The sequence below is a fragment of the Parageobacillus thermantarcticus genome (assembly GCF_900111865.1).
Taxonomy (GTDB): domain Bacteria; phylum Bacillota; class Bacilli; order Bacillales; family Anoxybacillaceae; genus Parageobacillus; species Parageobacillus thermantarcticus.
The window spans coordinates 1-19,849 of sequence record NZ_FOJS01000033.1 but is presented as its reverse complement, the minus strand read 5'-3'; the positions used below and the strand labels follow the sequence as shown (position 1 = coordinate 19,849).

The window sequence follows — 19,849 nt, the reverse complement described above, 5'->3', positions numbered from 1 at the left end:
AATTATTAACTATAATATAAAATCATGGCTTATTGTGGAAAAAAGAAAGTTATCTCCTCAATAGAAATAGCATAGAAAAATATAAAACTACTCTATTTTTGTACTCGCTTTTCTCTCAAAATACACATGCAACCGATACTCGCAAATCTCCTGTGTCCACTTATATAAAATTTCTTCATCTGCCGGATCGATGGAAAATGTTAAAGAAAAAACATTGTTGTCAAAAGAAAGTAGTCCGTTTGAACTTCCGCTCCATTTCGTCATCGGCATTCTAGCGATAAGTTTGCTTACTTTCTCTTCATCGTAAATCCACAGCCGTTTTGTTTCCTTGTCCGAAAAATCAATGCGCTTCCGGTATTCTTTCTCGGTTAGATAGCGATGAAAAAACGGTGCTACTTCTTGCGGCGTAATCGGTAAATGCCATCGTGAAGAACCTCTTTGAAGCATTGCTTGTAAGACCACCATTTTATAGCTTTTTGTCATCGGAGTACGCTCTACTTCCACTAACCATGATTCATACTTTAAGAAAACTTCCCTCTCTCTTTCTGACAGTTCCCCCGCCCAATAAAGAAACCTAAAATACGTTTTGAATTCCGATTTATATTCTACCGCTTCACTTCTTCCATATAGGTGAAGCTGCAAATATGTTGGACGATAACCGAGTTCCTGTTTTAATTGCTGATAGTCCAATAATAGTTTCTCACGACGCGGCTGCCGCTTTTTTCTCATTTCTTCTAATAAATTAATCGCTCGCACATCGAGATGAATCGAACAATTTTCTGGAACGGTTGGGATCAGTGTTGCTTTTTTCTTTTTGCTGCTCCCGCGTTCCGTATCAAACAACGCTAATTTCACGTCTGCATTGCGATAATTCCCAATTAAATCAATAATGACGCAATAATCCTTTCCTTCATGCAGCCGAAGCCCGCGGCCGACTTGCTGGGTGAACACAGTGAGCGACTCCGTCGGCCGGACAAACAGCAATGTATCGACCGATGGAATATCAACTCCTTCATTAAATAAGTCCACCGTGAAAATGGCGTCTAATTCCCCGTTTTCCAGCATCGCGATAGCTTGATCGCGCGGAATGTCCGTCTGCTTGGAGTGAAGGCTGACCGTTCGATGATTTCGTTTTTGAAAATATTCCGATAAAAAGTCGGCTTGTTTGATCGATGAACAAAATACGAGCGTTCTCGTTTTCTTATATTTCTCCCATGCCTTTAAAATCTTGTCCGCCATTTCTTCCCTTAGCTGAACTTGGAGCAGTTCTGCTTCATCGTAGCGGTTGCCAAGCCATTTGATCTTGGAATAATCCGTATCGTCGTAAACGCCATAATAGCGGAAAGGGGCAAGCCATCCGCGTTGCACCGCTTCGATAAAATCAATTTTGTAAGCGACATTTCCATCACAAATCGCATATACGTCTTTGTTGTCATTTCGATCTGGGGTCGCGGTAATGCCAAGCAAAAATTTTGGTTGAAAATAATCGAGCACTCGCTGATACGAACGAGCAGCAGCATGATGAAATTCGTCAATAACGATCAAATCAAAGGAGTCTTTAGCGAATGCTTCTAAATGTTTTTTCATGCTTAATGTAAAAATCGAAGCAAAGATAATATCCGCTTCTTTTTCTTTCACGTTGCCATCATAAATGCCAAACGTTTTATCGGGAATGACGCGTTGAAACGATTTTTTCGCCTGACGAAGAATTTCTTCGCGATGCGCGATAAATAGCACTTTTTGAAAACGGCGGGCAAAAAATGCGGCCAAATACGTTTTCCCAAGCCCTGTCGCCATGACGACCATCGCCTTGTCATAGCCTTCTTCGTAAGTCGCTTCCAGTTGTTTGAGCGCTTCCACTTGAGCAAAACGCGGCTGAATCGTTTCGTATGTCACTATTGCGGGATCACGGACTACGCTATGTCCAAATTTATTCGCATCCACCTTCGTTTGTTCAAGCGGAAGCATTAATTCAATCTCTTCCGCTTCCGCCCATGTTCGCGCGAGATTTGGATGGCGCTGGTGATAGTCATGATACTGGTTTTCATAGTCTTTTAGCGTCTCTTCGTTCACTTGTACAGTCGCATCGGCATAAAACAGCTTTAAAAACTCTTCCATTGCCTTCGCAAATACGTTTTCATCAACGCTTTTGTCCAGCCCGATGTTCCATTCGATTCCTTCTGTCAGCGCCGATTTCGACAAATTGGAGGAACCGACAATAAAATAGCCGCTCGTTGTGTTTTCAAACAAATACGCTTTCGGGTGAAAAGAAACTCCGCTGCTTCGCCATAAGCGGACTTCGATATCCGGATGAATAGAAAATAGCTCGTGAAGCGCTTCCGGCTGAGTAACAAAAAGATAATCGCCGGCACAAATTTTGATATCTGCCCCTCGTTCCGCCGCTTTTTTCAATGTTTCTTTCAGAAGGCGGACACCAGATTTCATCACGAATGAAGTCAATATGTATATGGTCGACGCTGTTTCCATATGTTCCTGTATTTTTTCGATAAGATTGCGTTTAATAAATTCAACTTTACTCATCGTGTACCTCGACTAAAAAGATTTTTTCTTCAAATCCTCCCCGCTTCTCTGCTTTTTCCGCTCGAATTTGCTCAACGCGCTCGATCGACGCCCCGTGACACTTGGCAAGAGCATGCATGATTTCCAATAAATCTGCCAATTCTTCCAGCGCCGTTTCATCATCACTAGCATTCATATATTCTTGAAGTTCTTCGTGCGCTTTTTTCCGAAGCTCTTCACGATATTCCTTCTCTTCTAATACGCGCGTGGTGAATGTCTTTCCGTCTGCTTGAATAATTTCGGGAATCCGATCGCGAACAAGTTTATTGTAGACAGGCATAATGTCATCTCCTTATCTTTTTTCTCCTTTATCAATTTTATAAAATTATTTGCTCTTTTTAAAACCCATTTTCTCCAGAATAATAGAGTGATAGACAGAAGTGAAAATGAACAAAATAACTCCGAAAAATACCGGAGGCAAGCAATATCAATCCCGGATCACGCATGATCCGGGATCGTTTCGTCACACTTCGACTGCGTTTCCTTCTTCTACGATATGATAAAGAAGATGCGCCAAATGGTGAATCGGACCGTATTCGTCTTCCTCATCCATCCTTTCCTCTTCGCCGAATTCCAAGTCGTTTAAGTAGAGGGCAGCGAATTCGTAAAAATCTTTCAACTCGAACGAATAGCACGCGCTTGGGTCTTCGTTGTCGTCTTCATATTGCAAGACAAGATACGACGGGTTCCCATTTGCGTCTTCGGCATCAAAAAAGACGAAAAAACCGATGTTTGTATCTAAATCGAATAAATGCCTTGTCCCGCCTTCTGTCGCTTTTTCGAAGTCTTGTTCGTTTAATTTTTGGATCGTCATCGTATCCATTTCGTCTTCGCGGTGAAATTGCACGGTAAATGATTTCATTTCGCGTTTCCTCCTCCATTTTAAAAGATGCTTAAAGAATAAGTTTTGGATAGCAACTCCAACAATTTCATGCCGGTGATGCTGTTGCCTTTGTCGTCTAATGCAGGACCGAAAATGCCGATGCCAAACCGGCCTGGGACAGCGGCGAGGATGCCGCCCGAAACGCCGCTTTTTGCGGGAATGCCGATTTTGATGGCAAATTCACCTGATGCGTTGTACATGCCGCACGTGACCATAAATGTTTTGCAAATGCGAGCGACATCAAGCGGCATAATCTGTTCATCAGTGAACGGGTCGCGTCCGTCCATCGCAAAGACAAGACCAATTCGCGCCAAGTCGATGCACGTCATTTCAATCGCGCATTGTTTCGTGTAAAGGTCCATCAGCTCTTCGACATCTTCATTGATAATACCATGTTGCTTTAAAAAATAACATAAGGAACGATTTAAAAACGCTGTTTCAAATTCCGATTTTGCGACTTCTTTGGAATATGAGATCTCCGGGTTTCCCGCCAGTTTTCGGACAAATTGCAAAAGGCGCTGAAACCGCTCGTTGACCGAAGCGCCGCTAATCATGTGTGTGACCGCTAACGCCCCGGCATTAATCATTGGATTAAGCGGTTTGGCTGGCTGCACTTCTTCTAGCTTCGCAATCGAGTGAAACGGATCGCCCGTCGGCTCCATGCCGACCTTTTGGAATACTTCTTTTTCCCCATGGTCGATTAAAACAAGCGCGAGCGCGATAATTTTCGAAATGCTTTGCAATGTCACTTTGTCGGTTGTGTCTCCTGCGGCGATGACGCTGCCGTCTCGTGTGTAAATGGCGATCGACAAATCGTTTGGATTCGCTTTGCCAAGAGCGGGAATGTAATCGGCAACTTTGCCGTAGCGTGCGTATTGTTTTGCTTGTTTGACAAATTGTTCTAATTCAGATTTGCTGTACATCAGTCATCACCTTTTGTTAGTATGGCCAGCTAGGCGATCGATATGTAAAAAACCGCTGAACATTAAAGTTCAGCGGTTCTTCGGTTGGAATGGAATACATCGCTCTTTTCCGGCAAATGATATTATGGATGGAAACCATTTTCGCACTCTCCGTTGTTTTTATTCATGCAAGATAAAACCGTGGAAACGATTTATACCTCATTCCTAGATGATCATATCAGGCAAAACCAACAAATCATGTTAAGCTATCAATCCCATTTCCTTTCCCGCTCTCGCGATTCGCTCCAACGCCCAATCGATTTCTTCCTTCGCCAATGCGGCCGTAAGAGAAAAGCGGATGCGCGAGGTGCCTTCGGGAACGGTCGGCGGCCGGATCGCTACCGCGGCGATTCCATATTCTTGAAGCCGCTCGCTCATTTGCACCGTTTGTTCGTTTGAGCCGATGATGATCGGAACGATATGTGTCGTGCTTTTTCCAACGTTAAATCCTAACTTTTGCAGTTCATCGCGGAAATAACAGCTATGAGCTTGCAACGTTTGTCTTTTTGCTTGTTCGTTTTGGACAATCTCAATTGCTTTTTCGATTGTGCCAAGGACGGCAGGCGGTAACGCGGTAGTAAAAATAAAGCTGCGCATCGTGTTTATCAAGTAGTCGACCAGCCACTGTTCGCCGACTACATAAGCACCGAAGCTGCCTAACGCCTTACTGAAGGTGCCCATTTGGATGTCAACCTGATCTTGCAAATGAAGATGGTGAACAAGACCTTCTCCTCTTTCCCCATAAAGGCCGCTGCTATGCGCTTCATCAACCATTAAGATGGCGTTATAACGTTTCTTCAATGTTACTAATCCTTCTAACTGCGCCATATCCCCATCCATGCTGAAAATCGAATCGGTGACAATCAATTTTCGTTTATGCGGAGATGCTTGTTTCAATAATGACTCTAAATGATCGAGGTCGTTATGATAATAACGATATCGTTCCGCGCCGCTTAATCTGATTCCATCAATAATGCTCGCATGATTGAGCCAATCGCTAAACACAATATCATCGCGGCCAATCAGAGCCGCAATGATTCCGAGATTCGCCGTATACCCACTATTGAAAATGAGCGCTGCTTCTTTCTTTTTCCAATTTTTTAACGCTGCTTCGGCTTTCGCGTAAAGTTCGTAATTTCCGACGATGAGGCGGGAAGCGGTAGCGCCGGCTCCGTATGTACACATTGCTTGGCACCCAGCTTCGATTAATCGTTCGTCGCTCGCTAGTCCTAAATAATCATTTGACGCTAAATTCAACAGCTTTCGTCCATTCATGACAATCCATGAACCGTTGCAAAACGATACATTCTTTAAGCTACGCTTTTGCGTCTTTTGTTCTAATTGCTGAAGTACGGATTGAATATGTTGTTTCATCCTCATCCCCCAATTGTTAACTAAAAAAACATTTTTGTTTACATTATAACAACAGAATGCCAATACGTACAATTTCTTCTTAAATTAATTGGAAATGTGTAGTATTTCATTTTGTTTATTTAGAACAATGTTTCATTAAAAATAAAAAACAACACAAGGCGAGGTTTTTCACCATCGCCTCATGTTGTACAGATTTTAAAAGTAATGCGTTAGTCAATCCATAACATTTCCATATTACCGTTATCCCAATATCTTTTTTTTCGATGGGAACGGCTTGTGCAGCGTGAACGGTGTGTCCGGCCTGTACGGTTCTTACGGTGCGAACGATGTGTCCGACCAGTACGGCTTTTGCGATGTGAGCGATGCGTACGGCCTGTGCGGCTTGTGCGGTGTGAGCGGTGCGTCCGACCAGTGCGGCTTTTGCCGTGCGAACGGTGCGTACGGCCCGTACGGCTCTTACGATGTGAACGATGTGTCCGGCACGTGCGGCTCTTGCGGTGCGAACGATGCGTCCGACCCGTACGGCTTTTGCAATGTGAGCGATGCGTCCGACCCGTGCGGCTTTTGCCGTGTGAACGGTGCGTACGGCCTGTGCGATGTGTCCGGCACGAGCGGTGCGTCCGACCCGTACGGCTTTTGCAATGTGAGCGATGTGTCCGGCACGTGCGACTTGTGCGGTGTGAGCGATGCGTCCGACCTGTGCGGCTTTTGCCGTGTGAACGGTGCGTACGGCCCGTACGGCTCTTACGATGTGAACGATGTGTCCGGCACGTGCGGCTCTTGCGGTGCGAACGATGCGTCCGGCACGTGCGGCTTTTGCAATGCGAACGATGCGTCCGGCACGTGCGACTTGTCCGGTGCGAGCGATGCGTCCGACCCGTACGGCTCTTGCGGTGCGAACGATGTGTCCGGCACGTACGGCTCTTCTGGTGTGAACGGCGTGAACGATGCTTCCGGCTCCGGCTTTTACGTCCTGTCGGCTCTTGATATAAAAAGCCTCTTAGCCCCTCCTTTTCCATTTCAACTACAGCGTTTTGAATGTCATCATGAGTGTATGCTCTCATTTTTGAACCTCCCGATATATGTTCATTGTTGGAAAGATAGAAAACGGGGAGTCTGTGTTCTTCTATCTTTGCCTGATAATAATGTACGTTGCATGACTTTATTTTGATTTAGACACTTGTCTATGTTTTGCAAAAATACATAAACGCCTAGAGTAACAAGAACTTTCCCATCCACATAGGATTTATTGAACATGACCAGAAAGGAAGAGATGATAGATGTCAACGAGTCAACTGCCTCTGTTTGCGATTTATATTCACCCAAACGATTTACGGGAACTGCGCCGCGACATTTGGAACGACGAACCTGTTCCCGCCACGTTTACATTTCATAACAAAAGATTTCATATCGATATAAGCTATCGCGGTTCACACATTCGAAAATTTAAGAAAAAATCTTATTTTATTTCCTTTTATAAGCCTTATTTTTTTCGCGGAGCTCATGAACTTCACTTAAACGCGGAATATAAAGACCCTTCTCTTATGAGAAATAAACTTTCCCTCGATTTTTTTGCGGATCTCGGTGTGCTTTCTCCTTCCTCTCAGCACGTTCTTTTATCGATTAATGGAAAGCATGAAGGAATTTACCTTCAATTAGAATCGGTCGATGAATTTTTCTTGAAAAAACGAAATTTACCGGAAGGTCCTATTTTTTATGCGATCGATGATGACGCAAATTTTTCGCTAATTGGATCGTTTGACCAAAAACCAAAAACCGTTTTAGATGCGGGCTATGAAAGAAAATTGGGAACTGAGGAGGATCATCGATATCTTGAGGAATTCATCTACAAATTAAATACAACGCCGAAACATGAGTACGAATCTGTCATGTCACAGATTTTGGACGTAAATAAATATTTGCGTTGGCTCGCGGGAGTAGTTTGCACGCAAAATTTCGACGGCTTTGTTCACAATTACGCGCTATATCGCAATCCAGATTCGGGCTTGTTTGAGATCATTCCATGGGATTTTGACGCCACTTGGGGAAGGGATATCAATGGAAAAGAAATGAGCTATGATTACGTACGAATCGAGGGATTTAATACGTTAACCGCTCGGCTATTGGATATCGATCGCTTCCGCAACATGTATTACCAAATCATGAAACAAACGCTCGATCATCAATTCACGGTCGAATTTATGAAGCCGAAAGTAGAAAAGCTTTATGACGAATTGCGGCCGCATGTCTTCAACGATCCGTATATTAAAAACCGCATCCAGCAGTTTGATGACGAACCTGAATGGATTTATGCGTTCATCGAAAAACGAAACGCCTACTTAAAGCGAAATTTGTCTTCTCTATTATAAGTAGGCTGAAGTTGAATTTTTGAAGGTTAGGCCATTGATGGATAACTTTTATCTATTAGGGTACGTATATATGCATTATAAATAACCCTAATAGATCAATAACAAGGAGGAACACAAATGGATGATAAGAAAACAAATAGATAGTAACTCAGTAGAACCAAATGCCTATCTAGAAACATTAAAAGGCAAAAGAGTAACAGTATATAGAGGTGGACCAGAATCTCGCGTAGGAAGGCTTTTAGATGTGCAATCCGATTATGTTGCGCTAATGCCAGAGAACTCTGACAACAACTCGACAAACAATGACTCAGCAAACAACAACTCGATTGTTTATTATAGCTTAAGACATGTGCAAAGCATCAGCGAAAACTCAAAAGCCAATTCAGTAGAATCGAACATCAAACAAGTCCAAAGCATTAGCGAAAATTTAATCGCTGACGCGACGGAATCACCAACCGCTTTTGATAACCATCCAGAATTGTTGTCAGCCACCAATTTTATAGAATTATTACAAAAAATGGTCGGAAGCGTAGTCAATGTGAACCAAGGCGGTCCCGAGTTTAAAACGGGAAGAGTGATTAATGTCGCTGACGATTATATGATTCTGTTAACGGAAGACGATGGCATCGTATTTTATCATACCGTCCACGTTAAAAGTGTCAGTGAACAAAACAGCGCCCAGAGTGACGCCGAGAGCGATTTCTTTATCGATTACCATTATTTCGACAACATCGATGCAAAAAAATTCTATGATTTATTCGATTATTTTGCTTATAAATGGATCTCGATTAACCGCGGCGGTCCTGAAGCGTTAGAAGGGGTTCTTGTGCAAGAAGAAGGAGAACATTATACGCTAGTGAACAATAATGAGGTCATTCGGGTTTACCCTTATCACATTAAAAGCATTAGCATTGGTTCAAAAGGTGCTCTCAAACAGCAGCAGCAACAAAATAATGAAACGGCTGAGGATGAGGATGAAGAAGATGAGGACATGACATATGAAGATGGCAGAACTTCCGGCAGAGATCATCGTTCCCGCCACCGAACTTCCGGAAGAAGCCGCCATTCGCGCCATAGAACTTCCGGAAGAAGCCACCGCTCGCGCCATAGAACCTCCGGCAGAGACCATCGCTCGCGCCGTAGAACCTCCGGCAGAGATCATCGCTCACGTCATAGAACCTCAGACAGAGGTCATCGCTCAGATCACAGAACTTCCGGCAGGGACGATCGTTCGCACCAAAGAAGCTATTCACAGGAAGAATTGTGAAAACAATTGATTACGTTTGGGATCCCAAGCAGTAAATCGCTTCATGGTTCCGTGCTTTTAACATCGGTAATGTTCATGAATAAAAAATTATCATTGTTCGCCACCATTCCCTTTTGAAATAGCTTCTTAATTATTAGCAAGAAATTTGAAAATAGCTAATGCCCCCTTTCTTCAGATCTAAATATTGCCGTCATTATGTCGATTAGCCAGCCATTCCCCAGTGTTAAATTGCAGTAGGTGCACAAATATAACATATTGTGCATCTACTTGTTTCTATTCTGCTAGAAGGAGGGAGAAAATGAATAACTTGCATTCTTTAAATTCTTTGATCGGAAAGCAAGTGGAATTAGAGGTTTCCGGAAAAGTGTTGTTAGAAGGAATACTTGTTGACGTGGGATTAGATATTCTTGTGATTTATAACGGAAAAGAATATTTATATATTCCTCATTTGCACATTCACAACATCAAATTATGCACAAACCCGCGTACGGAATTAGCGGATGTGGACACAGAATCGCCTTTGTATGATGAAGATGAGATGATTTCCTATCGGAAAACATTAATCAACGCGAAAGGCCGGTTTGTCGAAATTTATGTTACAGGGAATAAATCGATCCACGGCTATATTACGGCTATTTTAAATGATTACTTCGTTTTCTATTCACCAGTGTATAAGACGATGTTTATTTCTCTAAACCATTTGAAATGGCTGACCCCTTATCAAACAAATATTACTCCATACACGTTAGGCAATGAAGTGCTGCCAGTGAAGCCGACGGACATTCCTTTACAAAGGTCGTTAGAAGAACAGTTAAAAAAATTAGAGGGAAAGTTAACCGTCTTCGATTTAGGCGATCATCCAATGAAAGTCGGATTGCTTAAGCAAGTGCAAAACAACATCATTGAACTGGTAACAGCTAGCGGAGAATCCGTCTTTTGGAAACTAATGCACGTAAAAACGATTCATCTTCCTTAACCTTTCAAAAAATCAACTTCCCTCGCTGCAACGCAAAAGCAATGGACAGGAGGGAAGTTATTTTTCGCATACATGACATTTCCTAGATAAAAAACAACATCATCCAATAGTAGAGGACAAATAAAGTGACAAAAACCGTCGGCGGAATTACCACAAACGTTATTTTCATATAATCCGCCCACGAAACTTTTTCATGATGTTTTTTAAGAATGTGCATCCACAACAACGTCGCTAATGTTCCGATCGGCAATAGCAAAGAACCGATATCGCTTCCGATGATGCTGGCCAAGTAAGCCGCTTTTAACATGATCGGATCGACATTGAGATTTGTAAGCGCCATCGTTCCAATCATTAAAGCAGGATGGTTGTTGAACACGTTGGACAATATTGATACGGCTGAACCCATGACAAAAATCGATGGAAATAGATCTTTGCCAATATATGGAGATAGTTGACGAATGAGATAATCGGAGAAACCGATATTGTTCAGTCCATAAATAACGACATACATACCAGTGGCAAAAACGAGAATATGCCAAGGAGCTTTCAGCAGCACGTCGTATGGTTTCGTTTTCGCGTAATACCATCTCCATCCGAGCAAAATGACCGAGCCTGCAATCGCTACTGTTACTTCCGGGATTTCGAAATAAGAAGCGATAAATATGCTTATTCTTACGAGGAACACAAAGACGAGAACCCATTTGATTTGCCGAGCGTTGATGTTGTTTAACTTCCAAGCTGAAGTAGTTTTTAAAGGATGGGAAAAGCGATCATAATGTATGGACATGGTAGCTGGAGGCAAACTTTTCGGAATATCTTTGTAGAAGACGACAAGCAGCATCCCGAACAAAAAAAGCAACCCGATCATGGAAGGAATAAACATCATCGCTGTGTGCATATACAAATCCATATTGATGATTTTTAAAGCGATTAAATTGACGATATTGCTTACACCGATCGGGGCGCTGGACGCTGTTGCGATCAATGCGCCGCTGATCAAATATGGCAGCTTCTGATGCTTTTTCAACTGAAAACGACTCACGATTAATAACAAAATCGGAGTGGTGATAATAATGCTTCCATCATTGTTAAAAAAGATGGTCATGAAAAAACAAAGCAAGTTCGTATAACAAAAAAGGCGTATTCCAGATCCTTTCGCTTTTTCGGAAATATGAGCGGCAACCCAGTGAAACACACCAACGCTTTCAAGCACTAATGCCATAATAAGGGTAGAAATGATCGTCAACGCCGCGCCGCTCACTTTTGAACTAATATCAAGCAAATTCTCCATGCTTACCGTTCCGCAAAATATGACGATCATCGCTCCAATGGTAGCTGGAATCGCTTCATTCAACCCTTTCGGTCGCCAATATATCAACAGTAACGTAAAGAAAAAAGCAAACGCGGTGATCCATGTCACGATATGATCCATTGATGAAAAACCCCTTTTGTTTAATAATCATGATGCAACCAAACGCTTGGCCGAAACCCGATTAAAGTGAGAAACAGCAGTGCTTGGCCCATTCGAAGCGCGCCAATGCACGAATATGCCCATATCCTGCTCATCTCTCCCCTTTTTCTACTACTTTTATCTCCTCCCCTCACTTGTCTCTATTATTCATTTGTACTTCATATATACGTGACGACGCGAAAACCCGCACCGCTCCATTCACACAATTTCCGAAAAATCCGCTGCTATTCATATATGTTAGATAACTATAATGAAAAAATGATAGATCGCTTTTAGGCAAAAAAAGAAACGACGAGGTGTAAACACCTCATCGTTTCGATCCATGGAGACGAGTCATTTTCATTTTGACAATATCGCTTTGTTTTGCGTGATAGACTTTCTGAAAAACAAATATTTATTGTTCTTTTCTCTCAACTTTTGCGGAACGGCCCTTTTGTCTATCTTTTTGACAAATAATCGCGATGATTTTTTAACATCCATTTAAACCCAATGTAACGGCCGACTTCTTCAAAAATCCCTGCCGCCAGCACCGCATACAATACGAACAACGCCACGCTGTCCGTCCACTTTAAAGACGTGCCGTCCGAATCAATCATCACCATATGCAATATTTTTTCAAGCACTTGAGAAAACAGCACAAAAATCAGAACGCCGATACCAAGCGGCTTCCATGAAAGCCATTTCCTCTGACGAAAGTAAATGAGCAAGCCAAGCGGCGCAATAAGTGAAATGGCCAGCTGGGTCACCATTCCCGTGATTGCCATTGTGTTCATCATTTTCCAATACGCGTCCTTCCGTTTGTAATAAGCGAACTACAGTTTTCCATACAGCAACTGTGAAAGCAAATGTCATATCGCAACTCCCTGCATCTCCAATAGGCTCTCCTTAATCCCCTCCCTTTCAATCGTAAAATCACTTTTTTCCGTCATAAGTATCGCTTTTTCATTCCTTATCATACCATAAAAGGAAAAAAAGAGCGAGGTTTCTCGCTCTTAAACTAGCAAATGCAAATAATATTGATAAACCAAAATCTATTGATGAAATGCAGATGGAGGATATGGACGGGACTTTTTATTTAAAAATTTGCGAATGTAAGGAACCGCCCAGCGGTCGAGACCATATCTCCCTGCGTTCGCACCAGCAACAAGGATGAACATTGTTAATAAAATCATTTGCGGGTTGGTGCTAGTTGTTCCAGAGAACATGAACGAAAAGTTCATGACCGCTCCCATCAGCGCGGCAAACGTCGTAAAAAGGCCAAGAATAAGTGCAATTCCTACTAATAACTCACCCCAAGGAACTAGCACATTGAACAATCCGACATTTGGCAATGCGACATGCTCGATAAACGCGGCCCACCAACCTTGTACGGCTGGATGCTCACCAGATGCCTTTGCAAGCGCACCCTTTAAAAATCCCGTTGCATCAAACCCGTCTACTATTTTATGCCATCCTGCGGTAATCCAAGCATATCCGAGATATAAACGAAATAATGCCATCACTGCAGAAGAACTTGCATGTTCGCGCAGCCATTTGACAAACATGTCTTATCCCCTTCCCGCTTTTTTATAATCCTTACACTTATATCGTACTATTTTTTATTGAAAAGAAAATTATTTTGTTCAATATTTCACAATATGTTAATAAAGTTGTGACAATATGGAAAACGTGACAAGAGGAACGAGTTGACTGAAAACAATCGATGATATAACGTCTTCAGTCTTTTCGTTTTTTTTAATATATCGTAAAATAAAATTATGAAAATATTGGTTATATCCTATTTTAAAGGTGAGAAATATGAGGAAGAAAATCCAAACATCTTGTCCTCCATCAAATTTATGTCCCAAATTTGAAGCAGCAATGAAATTGTTAAGCAAACGGTGGGTCGGTTTTATCATTAGCCAGCTATTAGAAGGAAAAACGCGCTTTTCCGAGATTGAAGCTTCGATTCCAATCAGCGGTCGTCTGCTTTCGGAACGATTAAAAGAACTAGAGGAAGAAGGAATTGTACGCCGCAACGTGTATCCCGAAGTGCCTGTGCGCATCGAATACACGCTGACCGAGAAGGGGCGCGCCTTGCAAACGGTCATCGAAGCGATTGAACAGTGGGCGCAAACGTGGATCGATGTAAAAAATAGCGATCCGCGAAAAAGCCAGATTTAATTCTGGCTTCTTTTTACTCAACATCGAGCAGCAAACGAATATGCATCCATTTTATTTCAATTGTTGCCGGTTATCATTAGTTAACATAATATTTTTACTGTTTATTAAACTTTTATCGTCATCGCTTTATACATTCATCTGAATCACGCTCATCTAAATAGCTTTCTCCGTTGCCGTCATGCGGAATATCGCTGCCACGCGCCTTCCGCAGCCAACTGTAAGCATTCCAATACCGGACCATCATCGCCAATGCGGGGACATATATCAAGCAGCTGCCCATCATATACCGTTCTTTCAAGTAAATGTTTGAATATGCCAATCTTTTCATATTATAATAAAGAAACGGATCAAGTCCGTGAAATTGTGCAAAAACAAAACGGTAAAAAGCGATTTTATTTTCCCGTAATCCAAGTTTACTGTACTGACAATGGAATTTTACACCATCATTTGGACTTGGCCAAAAAACGTACATAACACAAAAACCGAAGGAGTGAACAATATGAACAGCTGGGAGCAAAACTTGGAAAAATACGCCGCGCTTGCCGTGCAAGTCGGGGTCAACGTGCAAAAAGGGCAAACGCTTTTTGTCAACGCTCCGCTGGAAGCCGCTCCGCTCGTCCGGAAAATCGCTAGAAAAGCGTACGAAGTCGGCGCGAAGCACGTATATGTCGAATGGCATGACGAAGATCTTACATACATCAAATTTAAGCATGCTCCGGACGAAGCGTTTTTCGAATATCCGATGTGGCGGGCAAAAGGAATGGAACAGCTTGTCGAAGAAGGAGCAGCATTTTTATCCATTTATTCACCAAATCCGGATTTACTGAAAGATGTTGATCCGAAACGAGTCGCAACGGCCAATAAAACCGCATCTCAAGCATTAAGCAATTACCGCAGCGCGTTAATGGCCGATAAAAACTGTTGGTCGTTAATCTCCGTCCCAACGCTGGCATGGGCGAAAAAAATTTTTCCAGACGCAAGCGAAGAAGAAGCAATCTCCAAACTTTGGGATGCGATTTTCCGCGCCACCCGCGTCGACATGGACGATCCGATTCAGGCATGGCAACAACATAACGACAAGCTCGCGAAAATCGTTGATTATTTAAACGATAAACAGTATAAACAGCTCATCTATGAAGCGCCGGGAACCAACTTAACGATCGAACTTGTAGAAAACCACGTATGGCACGGCGGGGCAGCCGTGAGCCAAAGCGGAATTCGCTTTAATCCAAACATTCCGACCGAAGAAGTATATACGATGCCGCATAAAGACGGGGTAAACGGAACGGTGCGCAATACAAAACCGCTCAACTATAACGGCAATTTAATTGACGGGTTTACGCTCACGTTTAAAGATGGGAAAGTCGTCGGCTTTACTGCAGAAAAAGGATATGAAATATTAAAACATTTATTGGACACGGACGAAGGTGCGCGCCGATTAGGAGAAGTCGCGCTCGTTCCACATCATTCACCGATTTCCATGTCGAACTTAATTTTCTATAACACGTTATTTGATGAAAACGCCGCATGCCACTTGGCGCTCGGAAAGGCATACCCGACTAACATTCAAAATGGAACTGCAATGTCCAAAGAAGAATTAGACAAACATGGAGTAAACGACAGCCTTATTCACGAAGACTTTATGATCGGCTCTGCGGAATTAAACATCGACGGCGTCACGAAAGACGGCAAGCGCGAACCGATTTTCCGCAACGGAAATTGGGCGTTTGCATGGAAATAACAGAAGTGATAATGTTTGCTTTTCACGTTTAGTGGTCACAAACCTAAAGTCTACCGCCCATGTAAACAGTTTGTCTAACGTATTAGCCGCGTCTTTCTGCATACTTGGGAGGACGTGGCTATATTTGATTTAATGTCATGCGCAATCAAGATTTCTCCTTTTCGCATACCTGTTCATATCGCAAAAAGAGAAGCAGATTTTTCCATGATTTAAAAACGAAAAAATCGGCCTTATGGACCGATTTTTTCGTTCCATCTCGTTATACTTGAAAAACTCCTTTTGCGGAAACGGCAATCCACTCGTATTGGCGGAGTTTTACTTCAAACAATGTCAGCGGATCGCGGTACGCTTCCGGATTCGCTCTCATTTTCTCCAACTCTTCTTCTTTCTTATTGATTTCTTTTTTCGTTTCTTCAACAGTTTGATTTAATACGGCAAACGGATTTCGGAAGAAGATCGAAATATCTCGTTCCAGCGATTTCTCAAACAATTCGAATTGCAGAAGCAACTTGTTCACAATCGATTCAGTAACGTCTAAATAATCCTGACTTTCAACAAACTGCTTGTATTTATTATATAGCAGCGCATTGTTTTGCTGGAAGGCTCCAAACAGCCTGCCGGCGCTTTTCAATAAAATTTGATACGGTGTACGACGGAGAAAAATATTCACCTTCTCCATTTGCACGCCGCTCGTCATCCGATCTGCATCCCGGCGCCAGTCATCAAGCACTTTAAAGTCGCAATTCAGCTTCAGCCGCTCTTCCCCGTACAGCGCATTAAATCCATCGCTTATTTCATCAAGGAACAATTGACAATGATTAAGTTCATCGTTCGCCGTTAAAATCCATTCTTGAAGAGAACGGTAAAGCTTCGACAAGACTCTATCATTTACATAAGCATATACTCTCCGGTTCATCTCGTCATTTAGTTCAAGGTGAATTTTACGGAAATCACTGTCTTCTTGAATCATATCAGAAGTTCCACGTAAAATTTTTGGAATATTTTCCGATAGATCCGCCCTGATTTCCTCTAAAATTTTATGGAACATTCTCGTGATCATTCGCGTTTTTTCTTCTTTCAAATCAGTTAATTGATGAATTGCACCACTTAGCTTTGCGGCCATTTCTTCATTCCACTTAATCGAATCAGTTAAGTTATTTTCTATTTCTTCCCTTTTATCCAATAAATACTTGATTAATTTACGAATAAAGATTAATATTTTTTCAATCCGATCGTCTTCCGCAATTTGTCGGTTCAAGTTTTTCAAGAACTCTGCCAGTTCATTTTGTTGTTTTCGGCTTCTTAAACGCGATGAATAGACAAGCACCTTAGCCTGCGGAAAATATGCGCGAACGCGCGAACGAGTATCTTCAATAACGCTGGCGGCTTCATGTTCATCATAAATTTCATCGATTTTATGGAGAAGAAAATGAATTGGAAGATTAGGCGCATGTTTCCGAATCCGCATTAGGATCTCTTGTTCTTTTTCGGTAAAAGGATCGTTCGCATTCAGAACAAATAATAAACTGTCGGCCAAATGCAGATATTTCAACGCTTCACCTTCATTACAGTCGCTAAATCCCGGCGTATCGATAAGAACTAACCTGTTTTCCTGCAAAATTGGCGATGGAAGAGAGAACTCGACAATCGCATCGTCACAATCCTTATTCATCCGTCTATCTACTGCCTCTTGAAATTCATGGAAACTTAATGTGGTTAATGCTTCATCAGATATTTTTCTAATCTCCGTCTCTTCATCCCCTTTAAACACAATAACGGAAGATGTCGGCGCAGTCAGAATATTTTCGCCGAGGACTGAATTGATAAAAGCAGACTTTCCATTTCCCGAAGCACCAGCTACCAATAAATGATGTGTTTGAAAATCAACCAGTTCCCGGATGATCCACCGGAAGCGGTGGCATGGATCGACATGCTGCGCTTCCGCCCATTTTACGATGGAATCGAATAATGTAAGACTGTATTCCAAACCGTCTGTCTCATTGCGGGAACGGAAAATAAGATTTTCAGCATCATTGACAACCTCTGGACTAATGCTTGACGGAAATTTCTCGCTCCATGCCAATATCGCCGCAGAAGCAAACAATGCATAAGAATCATCGGCTATTTTGAGCCAGTTCGTTAAGATATCCGGAATAATCTCTTCCAGTTCTTTTATTAAATATTTTCCATCAATCAATTCAAAATAAGTTTCCTCATAAAGTGCCGGCAGTTCTGTCCAAGGACGGTCCCGGTTTGCATCCAGATTGAAGAAAAGGCGGTTAAATTCCCTCAGCCATGAAAAATAGGAACGCTCGTTTTTGTAACCATTCCATAATGCCTGAACCATCTGTTCAAATCTTGCCTGATCCACTCCGTATAACACGACTAAGCATTTGGAAAAATAATGCGGTTCAAAGATTTTCGTTAATCCTTTGTCTGCATATGTTTTTAAAATATCAAACCAGTGAGGAGACTCTGTCCGGACCGCTTCATTTACTGCCAGTTCAATGGCGCTTTTCCAATCCTTATGTTTTTCGAAAAAGGAGCGAGCGATGTCCGTCACATTCGGATAATCTGGATTAAAGGATACCGCTTTTTTAATCACTTGATCCGCTTCTTCCAGCCTACTTTGATCGATATAAAGCGAAAATAATTGCAGTGCAACTTCTGATTGCAAGACGCTGTTGTCCGTATCAATGGATTTATAAATCTCCTCCGCTGTTGATAATTGCCCAAGTTCATAATAACAATCCGCTATATTTTTCTTCGCCCACGGTGCTAAATGATTATGAACGTTTTCCCATTTGAAAATAGCCGCTTCATAATCTTTGTTATGAAAATACACTTCTCCTTGGGCAAAACGGATGGTAGAAATGTCAGCCTCCTCATCTTTATGCCCAGCAAAAAAAGCCTCCCCGAGCACACGGACAGGATTATTTTCATCCGCTTCCATCAATGTTTCATAAAATGTTTTTTTAATCAATTGATTCTCTAATGTCATATTTATCCCCCGACCTATATATTTAACTCAGTATATTTTACATACCGTATTATATAGTTATTAAAACTTTCTTGTTTCCACCTTCATTATTCTAGCAAACTTACTTTTGCAATAAAGTTTCAAATTGTTTTCATTTATAATACAGATTTTTATCATCGTGTAAAATTTCAGCTAAATTATGTTATTAAAGGAAAGCATGTATGGTGGGAAAACCATTTCTGATCTCCCTATTCATAAACAGCGCTATATATCGTCGTCTCCAAAGTAATTGGCACGCTCGTTCCGGCATTGCAATCATCCATAATCTTGAAGATCGCGGACATGATATCGTTTTTGCAGATGGCATTGCGGGTTCCCTATCAATTACAACACAAAAGCCAGCCTAAATGGCTGGCTTTTTTATAGCGTCCCAGGAGAGATTCGAACTCCCGACCGACGGCTTAGAAGGCCGCTGCTCTATCCAGCTGAGCTACTGGGACATGGTATTACTACACTTCTTTTTTAGATTCGCTGCCTCTTCCTCTACCAGCTGATTCAAGGAAGCTGGGTGCGTCGAGGCAACTCGTAGCATATTCGATGATGTGTCGCTCGTTGCTCTATCCAGTTAGCTACTAGGATATAGCAATATTCATGTTTTACCTCTCGTCTCCCATATTATTTCGTAATTCATCTACCACTTCATTCGAAAAAATTTGGTGCACGAGAATCCATACATACAAAATTCATGGACATCGAATAAGCAAAGTGGGCCTAAGTGGACTTGAACCACCGACCTCACGCTTATCAGGCGTGCGCTCTAACCGACTGAGCTATAGGCCCATAAAAAGCGGGTGATGGGAATCGAACCCACGACGTCAGCTTGGGAAGCTGAAGTTTTACCACTAAACTACACCCGCATAGTTGAAACTAGAAGGCGGCACCCGGATTCGAACCGGGGATGAAGGTTTTGCAGACCTCTGCCTTACCACTTGGCTATGCCGCCATCAGAAAGCGGAAGACGGGACTCGAACCCGCGACCCCCACCTTGGCAAGGTGGTGTTCTACCACTGAACTACTTCCGCA

Annotated in this window: 15 protein-coding genes, 5 tRNA genes and 1 pseudogene; 5 read left to right on the top strand and 16 right to left on the bottom strand. The window is 42.3% G+C overall.

Going from position 1 to position 19,849, the window contains the following annotated elements:
- Positions 1-87: 87 nt before the first annotated feature.
- The 6 genes from BM278_RS13555 to BM278_RS19690 form a co-directional block, all read right to left on the bottom strand.
- A complete protein-coding gene (locus BM278_RS13555) occupies positions 88-2,541 on the bottom strand; it encodes a DEAD/DEAH box helicase family protein (RefSeq protein WP_090950633.1) in 2,454 nt (817 codons plus the stop codon).
- Complete coding sequence (locus BM278_RS13550) at positions 2,534-2,860, bottom strand: nucleoside triphosphate pyrophosphohydrolase (protein WP_090950628.1); 327 nt, start codon at positions 2,858-2,860, stop codon at positions 2,534-2,536. Before BM278_RS13550 ends, BM278_RS13555 begins: the two co-directional genes overlap by 8 nt.
- A gap of 183 nt (positions 2,861-3,043) precedes the next feature.
- Positions 3,044-3,442, bottom strand: coding sequence for a cytosolic protein (locus BM278_RS13545; RefSeq protein WP_090950625.1), 399 nt, complete (start codon positions 3,440-3,442; stop codon positions 3,044-3,046).
- A 20-nt stretch (positions 3,443-3,462) separates the two neighbouring features.
- Positions 3,463-4,386 carry a glutaminase A gene (gene glsA, locus BM278_RS13540; RefSeq protein WP_090950622.1) on the bottom strand — a complete coding sequence of 308 codons (924 nt, stop codon included), beginning with the start codon at positions 4,384-4,386 and terminating at the stop codon, positions 3,463-3,465.
- Between the two features lie 240 nt (positions 4,387-4,626).
- Positions 4,627-5,799, bottom strand: coding sequence for an 8-amino-7-oxononanoate synthase (gene bioF / locus BM278_RS13535; RefSeq protein WP_090950619.1), 1,173 nt, complete (start codon positions 5,797-5,799; stop codon positions 4,627-4,629).
- A gap of 209 nt (positions 5,800-6,008) precedes the next feature.
- Positions 6,009-6,818, bottom strand: coding sequence for a hypothetical protein (locus BM278_RS19690; protein WP_425272984.1), 810 nt, complete (start codon positions 6,816-6,818; stop codon positions 6,009-6,011).
- 261 nt (positions 6,819-7,079) lie between these two features.
- Between BM278_RS19690 and BM278_RS13525 the strand changes: the two genes are divergently transcribed.
- The 3 genes from BM278_RS13525 to BM278_RS13515 all read left to right on the top strand — a co-directional run bounded on the left by BM278_RS13525 (position 7,080) and on the right by BM278_RS13515 (position 10,411).
- Positions 7,080-8,168: a CotH kinase family protein gene (locus BM278_RS13525; RefSeq protein ID WP_090950614.1), complete on the top strand. Its 1,089-nt coding sequence runs from the start codon at positions 7,080-7,082 to the stop codon at positions 8,166-8,168.
- Positions 8,169-8,289: 121 nt separating this feature from the next.
- Positions 8,290-9,435 carry a hypothetical protein gene (locus tag BM278_RS13520; RefSeq protein WP_208601811.1) on the top strand — a complete coding sequence of 382 codons (1,146 nt, stop codon included), beginning with the start codon at positions 8,290-8,292 and terminating at the stop codon, positions 9,433-9,435.
- Between the two features lie 298 nt (positions 9,436-9,733).
- Positions 9,734-10,411 carry a DUF2642 domain-containing protein gene (locus tag BM278_RS13515; protein WP_208601810.1) on the top strand — a complete coding sequence of 226 codons (678 nt, stop codon included), beginning with the start codon at positions 9,734-9,736 and terminating at the stop codon, positions 10,409-10,411.
- Positions 10,412-10,493: 82 nt separating this feature from the next.
- Here BM278_RS13515 and BM278_RS13510 read toward each other — a convergent pair whose 3' ends face one another.
- From BM278_RS13510 to BM278_RS13500, 3 genes and pseudogenes are all read right to left on the bottom strand, one after another.
- A complete protein-coding gene (locus tag BM278_RS13510; RefSeq protein ID WP_090950612.1) occupies positions 10,494-11,843 on the bottom strand; it encodes an arsenic transporter in 1,350 nt (449 codons plus the stop codon).
- Between the two features lie 491 nt (positions 11,844-12,334).
- Positions 12,335-12,646: pseudogene (locus BM278_RS13505) on the bottom strand (YhfC family glutamic-type intramembrane protease); the annotation flags it as partial.
- 267 nt (positions 12,647-12,913) lie between these two features.
- Complete coding sequence (locus BM278_RS13500; RefSeq protein ID WP_090950610.1) at positions 12,914-13,426, bottom strand: DoxX family protein; 513 nt, start codon at positions 13,424-13,426, stop codon at positions 12,914-12,916.
- Positions 13,427-13,679: 253 nt separating this feature from the next.
- Here BM278_RS13500 and BM278_RS13495 point away from each other — a divergent pair, with 253 nt between their 5' ends.
- On the top strand, positions 13,680-14,045 hold the full coding sequence (locus tag BM278_RS13495) for a winged helix-turn-helix transcriptional regulator (RefSeq protein WP_090950607.1): 366 nt from the start codon (positions 13,680-13,682) through the stop codon (positions 14,043-14,045).
- 118 nt (positions 14,046-14,163) lie between these two features.
- Here the strand turns inward: BM278_RS13495 and BM278_RS13490 are convergent, their stop codons facing one another.
- Positions 14,164-14,517: a hypothetical protein gene (locus BM278_RS13490; protein WP_090950604.1), complete on the bottom strand. Its 354-nt coding sequence runs from the start codon at positions 14,515-14,517 to the stop codon at positions 14,164-14,166.
- A 27-nt stretch (positions 14,518-14,544) separates the two neighbouring features.
- Here BM278_RS13490 and BM278_RS13485 point away from each other — a divergent pair, with 27 nt between their 5' ends.
- Positions 14,545-15,786, top strand: a complete 1,242-nt coding sequence (locus BM278_RS13485) for an aminopeptidase (RefSeq protein WP_090950602.1) — start codon at positions 14,545-14,547, stop codon at positions 15,784-15,786.
- A gap of 259 nt (positions 15,787-16,045) precedes the next feature.
- Here the strand turns inward: BM278_RS13485 and BM278_RS13480 are convergent, their stop codons facing one another.
- The 6 genes from BM278_RS13480 to BM278_RS13450 form a co-directional block, all read right to left on the bottom strand.
- Complete coding sequence (locus tag BM278_RS13480; protein ID WP_090950599.1) at positions 16,046-18,787, bottom strand: dynamin family protein; 2,742 nt, start codon at positions 18,785-18,787, stop codon at positions 16,046-16,048.
- Positions 18,788-19,192: 405 nt separating this feature from the next.
- Positions 19,193-19,266, bottom strand: a tRNA-Arg gene (locus BM278_RS13470).
- 266 nt (positions 19,267-19,532) lie between these two features.
- Positions 19,533-19,606: transfer RNA gene (locus BM278_RS13465), tRNA-Ile, on the bottom strand.
- Between the two features lie 6 nt (positions 19,607-19,612).
- Positions 19,613-19,683, bottom strand: a tRNA-Gly gene (locus tag BM278_RS13460).
- 15 nt (positions 19,684-19,698) lie between these two features.
- Positions 19,699-19,769, bottom strand: a tRNA-Cys gene (locus tag BM278_RS13455).
- A 7-nt stretch (positions 19,770-19,776) separates the two neighbouring features.
- Positions 19,777-19,848, bottom strand: a tRNA-Gly gene (locus BM278_RS13450).
- Position 19,849 lies beyond the last annotated feature (1 nt).